Source organism: Chryseobacterium sp. YIM B08800 (genome assembly GCF_026163565.1).
Classification (GTDB): Bacteria; Bacteroidota; Bacteroidia; order Flavobacteriales; family Weeksellaceae; genus Chryseobacterium.
The window spans coordinates 1-12,316 of sequence record NZ_JAPDKN010000053.1 but is presented as its reverse complement, the minus strand read 5'-3'; the positions used below and the strand labels follow the sequence as shown (position 1 = coordinate 12,316).

Here is a 12,316-nt window from a genome sequence, read left to right as displayed (position 1 = left end):
TAACTGCTGTAGATGATAGGCATAATTTACCTTATAATTTATGAAAAGAATACTATTACTACTAATATGGTCTTTTTTCTCTACTTCTATATGGGCACAAAGAGATACCGATCATTGGTTTGCTCCGATGGCAGGGAGTTTGGCTAATGGTAGCCCCAAACAGGCTTTATTTTTATCTACAGATAGCACAGTTCCATTTCCTGTTACGATTTACAATAACAATATTGTGATAGGAACGGTAACGATAAGTAAAGGAAGTCCGCAAACATTTGATGTCCCGATAAATTTGATGTTAGGTCAAAATCCTGCTGATGCGATGAGTGTAAAAACCAGAGGACTTTATCTTCATGGTGATCTCCCGTTTTTTGCAACCTATAGATTTTCGGAAATCAATCATGGTGAAATTTTAACGTCGAAAGGAAAAGCAGGCATCGGTACAAAGTTTCATGCAGTTTATGCTCCGTTGATGAACAATACAAATACTTTAAATTTTACGTGTGGAATTTTAGCGACCGAAGATAATACTCAGGTTAAAGTTTCTGGTTATGCCATGACGACATGGTTTTACAATAACTTTAATGGGCTTACCCATCCTACGATTACCATTACTTTAAATAAAGGTCAATCTTATATTTTTGCCGGGTACGCTACTAAACCAGGAAATAAAGATGGTTTTATTGGAGCTAAAATAGAGTCTACAAAACCGGTATCTGTTACCAACGGAAACTTTCGTGGACAATTTGGATTGACTCCTCCTTATAACGGAGAAGATATTATCATGGATCAGTCGGTTCCTGTAGAACGTTTAGGAAATGAGTTTGTGCTTATTAAAGGAATGGGAAATCTGCTTCCTGAAATTGAAGGCGCTATTATCGTAGCAACTGAAAACAATACAGAAATTAGATTAAACAACAATCCTGCTCCTGTAGCAACATTGAATGAAGGTCAATATTACCGTGTTACTGCGATGAATTATGTCGTAAATGGGCCGGGTCATCTTAATATGTATATCAAATCGAGCAAAAATGTATATGTATATCAGCTTTTGTCTGGTACTCAGGATAATGATGCCACGGAAGGGTTTAATTATATGCCGCCTTTAAATTGTTTTTTGCCTAAAACGATTGATGAAATAGGCAAAATAGAAGAGATGCCTTATGGAGCCACTTTTAATCCGCCACTTTTTGTAAAACTGAATATTCTTACGCAAACCGGGGCAACAGTATTGGTAAATAATTTGCCTACAACCGCAGCACAAGGACCTTTTCCGGTAACAGGAACTCCTGATTGGGTTTCTTATTCTATTCCCAATATTTCAGGAAATGTTACGGTGACTTCTACAAAAGCAGTCACTGCAGGAATCGCCGGAGGAAGCGGAAATTTAGGTTATGGAGGTTATTTCGCAGGATTTAATTCTATTCCTGTAATCAAAAAAACAACAGGAGACTGTGTTCCAGGAATGGTTTTGGAAGTAGAAGCTGGTTTTGCTCACTACCAATGGAATCTTAACGGAAATCCAATTCCTGGTGCTAATTTAAATACATATACACCAACACAAGGAGGAAGTTATACTGTATCAATTACCGAAGGTACTTGTGTGCCTCTTACAACGTATCCTTACAAAGTATATACATGTTTAGCAAATACGGTAACACCATTAAATATTTGTGCGACAGGAGTGCCTATTACAATTACGCCTGCTTTTACAAACTCTGCACAAATTCCGGTTCCGGCTACAGTTCAGATCATTACGCCACCGGCGAACGGAACTTTAAGTTTAAACTCAACAACAGGTGTTTTAACTTATACTGCCAATGCGGGAACAATAAACGATACTTTTACCTACAAATTTTGTGGAAACGATCCGAATTTTACAGACTGTGAACAGGTAAAAGTAAATATTACAGTAGTTCCTTTGGTATTAACCGATACAACGATAAGCGCATGTGAAGTAAACGGAATTGGTATTTTTGATTTAACTGCAGCGAATGTGGGAACTCCTCTTACAGCAATAAAAAAATATTATCCTACTTTGGCAGATCTTAATGCAAACATCAACGAGATTATCCCTGCGAATGCATATCCATCGGCAGTTCCTGCTACCGTTTTTGTAAAAGTAACTACCGCAGATGGGTGTACTGAGAATGCAAAAATTACACTTCAGTTTTTCCCTCGAGTAGTGGCAATGGATGCTGTTTTAAATGGATGTTTCAACGAAAACAATCCAAATACAGCAACTTTTGATTTAACTGCAGCTAACGTTACAACTACCATCCCGTCAATAAGAACATATTTTCCAACATTGCTTGATGCCACCAACGGAACCAATGAAATTATTCCGGCAACAGCATACGTTTCGCCTAATGGTTTTGTATATGTGAAGATCACTTCTATAAATGGATGTTTTGAATTTGCCAAGATTACTCTTAACGTTATTCCTCCAAAACCTTCAAGTGTTTTAATAGATAAAATAATCTGTTCCGAAGCTTTTACTACGTTAGATGCAGGACCAGGTTATAATTCTTATTTGTGGAGTACAGGTGCAACGACTCAGGCTATACAAAATGTTCCTGTGGGAGATTATTGGGTTATTTTAGAATTTAATGGCTGTAAAACCAAGCAGTTTGTGAAAGTACACGCTTTCCCGCTTCCAAAAATAAAAAAAATAAATGTTAGCAATAACACAGCAACAGTAATTGCAGAAGGCGGAACGGCTCCTTACAAATACTCTAACGATGGATTTTTCTGGCAAGATTCTAATGTATTTACAAACCTTCCTCGAGGTAAAAATATATTTTATGTAAAAGATATCAACGATTGTGCTCCGGTTCAAGCTCAGATCACTGTTCCTAATCTTGTGAATGCAATTACGCCCAACGGAGACGGTAGAAACGACACTTTAGATTATTCGGCATTGGCTTACCTTAAAGATTTAAAAATCTCAATCTTCAACAGATATGGTCATCTGATTTATTCTTCTGATGTAGATAAAACGTATAAATGGAACGGAAAAATTGGAGGAATGCCAATAAGCACCGGTACATATTGGTACGAAATAAAATGGACAGAGCCAGAAACGCAGGTGTCTGTAATGTATGCCGACTGGATTTTGGTAAAAAACAGAGAATAATACAGTAGTAGTATTAGGGATTGATGAAGAGGGAATAATTTGTTTTGAGGTTGCCTTCTGGGAAAAGGCAGCCTCTTTTTTATACATGATCAAAGTCTTAAATTTAGAAATGAAAGCAGTGAAATTTATTTTACTGCTTTTTTTGTATTATTACTATCTTATTTTAAAATAAATATTAAAATTAATAATTGTGTCTAGGTAATTAATATTTAAAATAATAATTTCGCCCAGATTATTTACACAAACTGAAAAAATAAAATGCATCATTCTATATTATTGGTCTTAGGACTTTTGTTTTCTGTGTTTATGCTGGTCATGTTGGCTCAGCGTATCAAAGTGGCTTATCCTATTTTTCTCGTTATTGCAGGTTTGGGAATCAGTTTTATTCCCGGAATTCCACATGTTGGCTTAGATCCGGAAATCATATTTCTGATATTTTTACCGCCATTATTGTATGAAGCGGCTTGGTACACTTCATGGACAGATTTTTGGAAATGGAAACGCCCAATTGCTTTGCTGGCTTTTGGTTTGGTGTTTTTTACTTCAACGATCGTTGCTTACTTTACCTCTTCTTTTATTCCCGGGTTTACGCTTGCTTTAGGATTTCTTTTGGGTGGAATTATTTCGCCGCCCGATGCAGTTGCAGCAGCTACCGTTTTAAAAGGAATGGGAGTTCCAAAAAGATTGATGACGATTTTGGAAGGCGAAAGTTTGGTAAATGATGCCTCATCGTTAATTGTTTTTAAATTTGCGTTACTTGCCGTAATTACCGGAACTTTTTCAATGCAGGAAGCAACCGGACAGTTTTTCCTCGTTGCAGGAATGGGAATTGTAGTAGGTCTCGTCGGTGCGCATATTATGTACGTGATTCACCGTTTTTTACCGACAACTCCGGCAATTGATGCGGCTTTAACAGTAATGACGCCTTATATTTTATTTCTCGCGGCAGAGCAGTTTCATTTTTCAGGAGTAATGGCAGTGGTTACCGGAGGATTATTTATTTCGTGGCGTTCTCATGAGATTTTTAAAACCGGAAACACAAGATTAAATATGCTTGGAGTTTGGACGACGCTAATTTTCGTAATGAATGCAGTTGTTTTTGTTTTAATTGGATTAGAGCTTCCTCAGATTGTTGAATCTCTGGGAAATTATTCAGTTTGGCAAGGCGTAAAATATGGAGCAATTGTAAGTTTAATCATTATTTTACTACGGTTTTTATGGGTTTTTCCTATTGCCCATATTCCGAGATGGTTGAGCGCAAAAGCGAGGCAAGATCCTTCTCCGGGTTGGAAAGGCCCTGTTGTAATCAGTTGGGCAGGAATGAGAGGAGTTGTTTCATTGGCAACTGCGCTTTCAATTCCCTTTTATCTGGATGATAAAGGAACACTTTTTCCGCAACGTAATCTTATTATTTTTATCACCTTCGTTGTGATATTCATTACTTTGGTTTTTCAGGGTTTGACTTTACCTTTTATTATTAAATTAATTAAGCTTAAAGAAATAGATAATATCGCTCCTGAAGAAGAGCAAAAAACAGGAATTCAGCTTATTTTAGATAATACTGCTCTTCAGATAGTCAACAAGAAATATGAAGGTGAATTAAATGATAATGAACTGGTCGCTTTTTATAAATCTAATTTAGAATCTGATATTCAGGTTGCTAATAAACGATTGGAATCTTTAGAATGTGACGAAACCGAACATCGGGAAATCAAAAAATATCATCATCTGCTTTTAGAAATTTATGCTATTCAAAGAAAAGAATTATTCAGAATGAGAAAAGAAAAACTTTTTTCAGATGAAGAAATCCGTAAAGCCGAGCTTCAACTCGATTTGAATGAACTGAAAATTACAGGAGGAGGTCATTAATTTACTAAAAAACATGAATACAAATTCTCATTACAAGCTTAAGCATTTCATTCCCTGGACACGCGCTAAAATTTACAAAATGCTCGTGTTGAGTATCATTCCCACGCTTCTTTTTTATTTTTTAGAATTAAATTGGTTGGCAATTCCTTGGGTTCCGATTGCATTGTTGGGTACAGCAACCGCTTTCATTTCGGGATTTAAAAACACACAAACCTACAACCGAACTTGGGAAGCGAGACAAATTTACGGAGCAATCATCAATAGCAGTCGTGCCTTCGGAATTATGGTGAAAGATTTTGTAAGAAATAATGATAAACTGAAAGAATCTGAACTTCATACCGAAATTATTTACCGTCATTTTGCTTGGCTTACTGCCATGAGATTTCAGTTGAGAGAAACCAAAAGCTGGGAAAATGTAAAAGTAAGAAGTTACTACAAAGAATATCTGAAATATTACAAAGTTCCGGAGTGGGAGAGTGATTTGTCGGAAGAACTCAAACCTTTTCTTTCTGAAAAAGAGCTAGGTTATATTTTATCGACCAAAAACAGAGCGACACAAATTCTCGCCATTCAGTCAGAACATTTAAGAAAGCTTAATGAGGAAGGCTTGATTTCAAACTACAATTATGTGGCTTTAGAAAATCAGCTGAAAGATCTTTATGACCAACAGGGAAAATGTGAGCGGATTAAAAACTTCCCATACCCGAGACAATTTACAAGCATCAATTTATATTTTACCAATATGTTGTGTTTCTTGCTGCCATTTGGTTTTTTGGGAGAGTTTTCTAAAATGATTGATAAATTTGGTGTGCATATTATCTGGCTTACTATTCCTTTCACTGTTTTGGTGGGGTGGGTTTTCCTTGTTTTGGAACAAATTGGTGAAAGTACCGAAAATCCTTTTGAAGGAAATCCCAATGATATTCCGATCACTCAGATTTCAAGAAATATTGAGATCGATCTTCGAGAAATGCTTGGTGAAACGGATCTTCCACCTGCATTGCAACCTGTCAACAACATTTTAATGTAATATTTTATCTAAACTTTAAGTCTGCAATTAATCAGATTAAATGATTTATTAAAAATAATACGATTGATACTCTGTAATTTATCTCTAATTCTAATAAAATTAATAATTATAGTTTGCAGATAATGAAAAAAGCTATATATTTGCAACCACAATAACGGAAGATAATTCTTCTGGGCATTGCAAAAAGATCCGGTAGTTCAGCTGGTTAGAATGCCGCCCTGTCACGGCGGAGGTCGCGGGTTCGAGTCCCGTCCGGATCGCATAAGTTTTACAATTTTAACTTTAAAAAAAATTGATCCGGTAGTTCAGCTGGTTAGAATGCCGCCCTGTCACGGCGGAGGTCGCGGGTTCGAGTCCCGTCCGGATCGCATAAAAGCTTCAAAACAAATGTTTTGAAGCTTTTTTATTTTGTATGAAATCCTTTTGCTAAAAACTTTTTCTAATTAAATAATCGTGATTAATAATTAAATTTAATCCAATCCAATTAACGATTATAAATATATCCGTTTCTTGTGTATAGTAGGGTGAAGAGGCATTTAAATTATTCCGAACGAAATCTTTATCATTTTTGTATCAACTTAGAATTATTGCATATTAAAATCAGTATAAATACGTAACTGTATATGTTTTACAATTTTTAATTTTGACGATAAGTATTTAACATAATAATATATTATTAATAATCAATTATATTTAATGTTTTAATTTAAACAAAATATTAATTTTAAAATATTATGAATTATTGTGTTATTATAATTATAATAAATGTATATTTGTTATCAATTGTTAAGTAATATTTTATATTTGTTAGTAATTGAAGAATAAAACTAAAGTCAACCGATAACCTAAATTAGCATGAAACAATTTACAAAAATCCCTCTTTCGATTCGTTGATTATTAATTTTTAAAATTTAAAATCAATGTAGTTGCATGCTTTAATTTATCCATATAAAATAATATGTGATAAACTGAAGTTTTGTACATTATTATACCCCGCTGAAATTATTCGAGTGGGTGTTATATCTCTATGAGTTTAATCTCAAAATTCTAATCTATTTTACTAAAAAAGATAAAATTTATCTGCTTCACTTTAAAAAACAAATAACTATGGAAGGAACAATAGGAGAAATCCGCCTTTTTGCTGCAAACTTTGCACCTAGAGATTGGTCGTATTGTAATGGTGCGTTAATCGCAATCAGAGCAAATACCGCTTTATTCTCTATTTTGGGAACCACTTATGGAGGAGACGGAAAAGTCACTTTCGGCTTACCTAATCTTTCAGGAAGATCTGCAGTAGGAGCAGGGCAGGGACCTGGATTATCTTACTACGACTTAGGGGAGATGACGGGTACAAATACTACAACGCTTACAATTTCAAATCTTCCGCCGCATACTCATACTGCGGGAGGAAATATTGTGATTCCGGCATATTCGGAAGAAGGAGACTCTGCAACTCCTACAAATAATGTTTTGGCTTCAAAGGGATCTATGTATACATCTCAAGCAAGTGACTCTGCTACCAGAGCTACTCCTTTGAATATTCAGGTGGGAGTTACAGGCGGAAGCATACCAATTAATATTACTCAGCCATCTCTAGGCATGAATTATATTATTTGCATGTATGGAGTTTTCCCATCTAGAAGTTAATCTTAGGTCATTCTGAATTTTTTTAAACTAATAATAATTAAAACTAAAATACTATGGAAGGTTATATAGGTGAAATTCGATTGTTTGCGGGAAATTTCGCACCAAGAGGATGGTTTTTCTGCGACGGAACAGAATATAGCATAGCAACTTACTCTACACTTTTTTCAATCTTAGGAACTACTTTTGGTGGTAATGGGCAAACTACATTTGGTGTGCCAGATTTACGTGGTCGTGTTGCTGTAGGAACAGGTCAGGGAGCTGGTTTGCAAAATATTACATTGGGTCAGGAAGGAGGTACAGAAAATGTAACAATGACTACTTCACAAATGCCGATGCACACTCATAACGCAATAGCTACTATTGCATTTCCTGCTTTTTCAGAAGGAGGAGAAACAGGTTCACCTTCGGGAACTATTTTGGGAGGGCTCCAAGGTGCTTATTCTACTTTGCCTGCAGATACAAATATTGCTCCGGCTACGGCTTCTGGAGCTTTGTCTGCTGTAGGTAGCGGTATTCCTTTTGAAATTTTACAACCTGTCTTGGCAGCCAATTACATTATTTGCTGTGAAGGAATTTATCCAAGCAGACCATAATTAAGTAAATTTTTAATTCTAAAAAACTAATCATCATGGATGGAACAATGTCAGAAATAAGAATGTTCGCAGGAAATTTTGCTCCAAAATCTTGGGCTTTTTGTCAGGGACAATTATTAGCAATCAATACAAATCAGGCACTTTTTGCACTTTTAGGAACAATGTATGGCGGAAATGGAGTGACAACATTTGCATTGCCAAATTTTGCAGGCAGAACAGCTATGGGAACAGGAAGTGCAGCAGGAGTTGATAGCTGGACACTTGGAGAAATGGATGGTACACCAACAGTGACTTTACTTACTTCCAATTTACCTATGCACAATCATGCTTCTGGTACAGAAACAGCTTCTATTAAAACATTTTCTGAAGGAGGTGATACTGGTTCTCCCTCTAATGCCACACTTGCCTCGTTACAAGGCTTATATTCAAACCAGACTGCAGATACGGCATTAAGACCAATTACAACGGCATTCAATTTAAGTGTTGCAGGAGGAAGTCAGCCAATTAATATTCAGCAACCGTTTTTAGGAATGAATTACATCATTTGTTTATACGGAATTTTCCCTTCAAGATCATAATTAATAATAAAAAAGCCTCTAATAGTTCGTTCGATTAGAGGCTTTATCGAAAAAAAAATGAAAATAGCTTTACTTTTACCACGATCTGTTATTTATCCTTCAATGTCTTTTGATATGATGGATGGCTTTAAGCAAGCATTGAAAAATATCGGCTTGGAAGGTCACCACGAAATCGTATCGGCAGGAATAGGCGTTGCAGCAAAACATGAAGAAATTTATGAGCGTTGCGAGCAATTCCTTTTAGAAGGTGCAGATATTATTATTGGATACATCAATCCTATTTCGGCGGAGTTTATTCACCCACTTTTCGGATCTTCAGGCAAAACATTAATTGTTTTAGACAGTGGATATCATTTTCCTGCTTTTCAGGGAAGGCTTTCCAATGCGTATTTTATATCTCTTCAGGGAGGTCTGTGTACAAGAGTTATCACTCATAAAGCAATTGAAGAAGGGCATAAGAATTTTGCGTTTACGTGTTCTTTTTACGATGCGGGCTATCGTCCGTCTTACATCTATCCGGCTGCCGTTGAAGAGAAAGGAGGTGCAATAGGTTTTAATCATGTTACCTCTTTGCGTCGTGAAGATTTCACTTTAGCCCCACTTACAGAATATCTTGAACAACAAAAAGAAACTGCTGTTTTAGCAACATTTTGTGGCGATATGGCACACGATTTTTTCAGAGCTGGAAATGATCTTGTAAGCAATCATTCGGTATACGGAACGGGTTTTACATCTGATGAAGCCTGGCTTTCTAAAATGCCTTATCCGGGAAGCGACTGGAGTTCTGCTGTAGCTTGGTCTAAAACTTTAAAAACGCCCGAAAATGAAACTTTTGTAACTATAATGAACGGTATTAAAGAAGGTAAAGCCAATCTTTTCTCTTTATTGGGATGGGAAGCTGCTCTTTTTATTTCATTTGAAAACGAAAATTTCGATGGCATTACCATCAATTCGCCACGTGGAAAGGTTTATATGAATCCTGAAAACAGATTCACAGAAGCTCCGGTTTATTATGCAACGGTTTCAAAAGATGAAACTACAGGTAATTGTCTTTTGAAAGACGTTGAGGTTGCCTCGGTGACAGAATCTGAGCGTGAAAGTTTAAATAATAATATTAAATACATTCAAAGTATTGAAGCTAATTCGTGGCTCAATGCTTATGCGTGTTTAGAATCATAATGACAGCATCCAAAATAGTAGTTTTATGCAACAATCGCATGGCGATTCCGGCTTTGCAGGCTTTAGCTTCGCAAGGTCGACTTTGTGCTTTAGGAGTACCGGAAGCAAATGCAGACGTCATCGATTTTTGTTTAATGCTTTCAAAGCAGTCCGGAATACCATTACTAATAATTAAAAAAGAAAATCTTTCTGCTCAGCTGGAAGAATTGATCACTAAAACAAATGCTCAATTTATTTTCACCATGACGTTTCCCTGGAAGATACCTGCGGAAGTTTTAAATAAACATCAAGGTAAATTCTACAATTTTCACTACGGATTATTGCCCGAAATGAGAGGTGCAGATCCTGTTTTTGAATCAATCAGAAGTGGTGCAAAAGAAACTGGGATTACCGTTCATACCATCGAAAATAAAATTGATAAAGGGGCAATTATCTTGAAAAAGATTTTACCTCTTTCAATAAATATGACTCACGGGGTGCTTTGTACCAACTTGTCATGGTTGGGAGCAAATTTATTAAGTGAACTTTTAATCTTATTAAAAAATAATTCTAAAGGCATAAAACAAGACGAAGGCAATGCTAAATATTTCGCAAAACCTGCAGCTGCGGATGTTTGTATTTCGTGGCAAAAGCATGATGCTAAAACCATCGAGGCTTTATCGAGAGCGTGCAATCCGTGGAATAAAGGAGCATACACACAATGGAATGGCTGGAATATAAGAGTGGTGGAAGCTACAGTAATTAATGAAACTTCACATCAGTCTGAGATTCCCGGAACTATTCTGACGTTAGACGAAAATAATGGATTAATTGTAAAATGTAATAATGAAACTCAACTTCGATTAGATATCATCTACACAGATGAAGGATTTATGAGCGGTCACAAACTGTTTGCTTTTGGTATGAAAAAAGGCAGCCGGTTTGTAAATCTTTAACCTAAAATGAATTAAATATGAGAAATTTTTATTCAAAAATCAAAACGCTGACAAAGGCGGTCCTCATAGCAGGATCGTCATTGTTGGGCTTTACAGCCAATGCGCAAACGACCCTCGTAGCAGGGGATATTGCGTTTACAAGTTATGATTCTACTCCTTTAACAGGAGTGGGAGACAAGTTTTCTTTTGTTCTGCTTACAAATATTTCGGCAGGAACAACTATTAGCTTTACCGATAGAGGATATCAAGGCTCTGGAGCATGGCAAGCTGCCGGAGGATCAGAATCCGCCATTACTTGGATAAGTAGTACGGCAATTCCCATGGGAACAGAAATACATATAGTAGGGCTTGTAGCTTCTACTTATAACCCGGTAACCGGCACATCAACTACAAATGGCACTGTTACAGTTACTGATGGTTCGTCCACCAATGGTCTTTCATTAGCCAATACGGGGGATCAGATTATTGCATTTCAGGGAGGTAATGGTTCTATTACAGGAAGTGGAGCTTACTGTATTGCAGGAATTAACTACTTGTATTACCCAGGAGGAGGAACTACAACAGCAGGATGGAATGTTGGAGTTCCAGCAGGTCCTAATTCTTCATTGATGCCTCCCGGACTTGTTGGAGGAACAAGTGCATTTTATACAGGGGCACAATCAGGAAATATTGTTGCTCAATCTGGGTCATTTAACTGTACGGGGACACCAACCACTACAGCTGCTTCAATACGTTCAGCGGTAATGACTATGGGGAACTGGTCGCTTTTAGCTTCTGCAGGTACAACGGCATATTCAGGATGTCAGTTTATTGGTAGTAATCCGGTAATTACAGGAAACCCACCAAATAGAACAATCTGTTCTGGTGGAAGTACAACGTTTTCTATTACTGCAACAGGTGCTACTTCTTATCAATGGTACCAAAATACAGGTAGTGGTTTTGCTGCTTTAGTTAATGTAGCACCATTTTCAGGAGTTACCACAAGTACTTTAACGATAACTGGAGCAACAGGAACAATGAGCGGATATCAATATCGTTGCGTTGCTACTAATTCTTCAGGTTCGGCAACGTCAAATAGTGCAACATTAACGGTTTCGTCTATTTCTGCAACCACCACTAAAACAAATGTATCATGTAATGGAGGTAACAATGGTACTGCCACGGTTACAGCATCAGGAGGATTCCCTCCTTATACTTATTCATGGTCACCAAGCGGTGGAACTGCAGCAACAGCAACAGGTTTAGGTGTAGGAGTTTATACTGTAACAGTTACTGATAATCTTGGATGTTCTACTACTGCAACTGCTACAATCACTCAACCTACAGCAATTTCAGGAACAACAGTTGTTACTAAT

9 protein-coding genes and 2 tRNA genes are annotated in these 12,316 nt (G+C 36.7%); all 11 read left to right on the top strand.

Annotated elements, in window-relative coordinates; all coding sequences use genetic code 11:
- Positions 1-40: 40 nt before the first annotated feature.
- Entirely contained in the window at positions 41-3,130 is a 3,090-nt protein-coding gene (locus tag OEW74_RS16930; RefSeq protein WP_265429595.1) for a T9SS type B sorting domain-containing protein, read from the top strand.
- Between the two features lie 258 nt (positions 3,131-3,388).
- Positions 3,389-4,999, top strand: coding sequence for a Na+/H+ antiporter (locus OEW74_RS16925; RefSeq protein ID WP_265429594.1), 1,611 nt, complete (start codon positions 3,389-3,391; stop codon positions 4,997-4,999).
- 13 nt (positions 5,000-5,012) lie between these two features.
- Positions 5,013-6,029 (top strand): bestrophin family protein, encoded by a 1,017-nt coding sequence (locus OEW74_RS16920; RefSeq protein ID WP_265429593.1) that lies wholly within the window; start codon positions 5,013-5,015, stop codon positions 6,027-6,029.
- Positions 6,030-6,215: 186 nt separating this feature from the next.
- A tRNA-Asp gene (locus OEW74_RS16915) sits at positions 6,216-6,289 on the top strand.
- 34 nt (positions 6,290-6,323) lie between these two features.
- A tRNA-Asp gene (locus tag OEW74_RS16910) sits at positions 6,324-6,397 on the top strand.
- 739 nt (positions 6,398-7,136) lie between these two features.
- Complete coding sequence (locus OEW74_RS16905; protein WP_265429592.1) at positions 7,137-7,676, top strand: phage tail protein; 540 nt, start codon at positions 7,137-7,139, stop codon at positions 7,674-7,676.
- Positions 7,677-7,729: 53 nt separating this feature from the next.
- Positions 7,730-8,269, top strand: a complete 540-nt coding sequence (locus OEW74_RS16900; protein ID WP_265429591.1) for a phage tail protein — start codon at positions 7,730-7,732, stop codon at positions 8,267-8,269.
- Between the two features lie 35 nt (positions 8,270-8,304).
- Positions 8,305-8,847 carry a phage tail protein gene (locus OEW74_RS16895; protein ID WP_265429590.1) on the top strand — a complete coding sequence of 181 codons (543 nt, stop codon included), beginning with the start codon at positions 8,305-8,307 and terminating at the stop codon, positions 8,845-8,847.
- 57 nt (positions 8,848-8,904) lie between these two features.
- A complete protein-coding gene (locus OEW74_RS16890) occupies positions 8,905-10,026 on the top strand; it encodes an ABC transporter substrate-binding protein (RefSeq protein ID WP_265429589.1) in 1,122 nt (373 codons plus the stop codon).
- Entirely contained in the window at positions 10,026-10,961 is a 936-nt protein-coding gene (locus OEW74_RS16885; protein ID WP_265429588.1) for a formyltransferase family protein, read from the top strand. Before OEW74_RS16890 ends, OEW74_RS16885 begins: the two co-directional genes overlap by 1 nt.
- 17 nt (positions 10,962-10,978) lie before the next feature.
- Positions 10,979-12,316, top strand: a 1,338-nt coding sequence (locus OEW74_RS16880) for a hypothetical protein (protein ID WP_265429587.1), incomplete at its 3' end; no start/stop codon positions are given.

Bases quoted from the DNA above. Each gene is read 5' to 3' on its own strand.
- OEW74_RS16930 (WP_265429595.1), top strand. From the start codon at position 41: ATGAAAAGAATACTATTACTACTAATATGGTCTTTTTTCTCTACTTCT.
- OEW74_RS16925 (WP_265429594.1), top strand. From the start codon at position 3,389: ATGCATCATTCTATATTATTGGTCTTAGGACTTTTGTTTTCTGTGTTT.
- OEW74_RS16920 (WP_265429593.1), top strand. From the start codon at position 5,013: ATGAATACAAATTCTCATTACAAGCTTAAGCATTTCATTCCCTGGACA.
- OEW74_RS16905 (WP_265429592.1), top strand. From the start codon at position 7,137: ATGGAAGGAACAATAGGAGAAATCCGCCTTTTTGCTGCAAACTTTGCA.
- OEW74_RS16900 (WP_265429591.1), top strand. From the start codon at position 7,730: ATGGAAGGTTATATAGGTGAAATTCGATTGTTTGCGGGAAATTTCGCA.
- OEW74_RS16895 (WP_265429590.1), top strand. From the start codon at position 8,305: ATGGATGGAACAATGTCAGAAATAAGAATGTTCGCAGGAAATTTTGCT.
- OEW74_RS16890 (WP_265429589.1), top strand. From the start codon at position 8,905: ATGAAAATAGCTTTACTTTTACCACGATCTGTTATTTATCCTTCAATG.
- OEW74_RS16885 (WP_265429588.1), top strand. From the start codon at position 10,026: ATGACAGCATCCAAAATAGTAGTTTTATGCAACAATCGCATGGCGATT.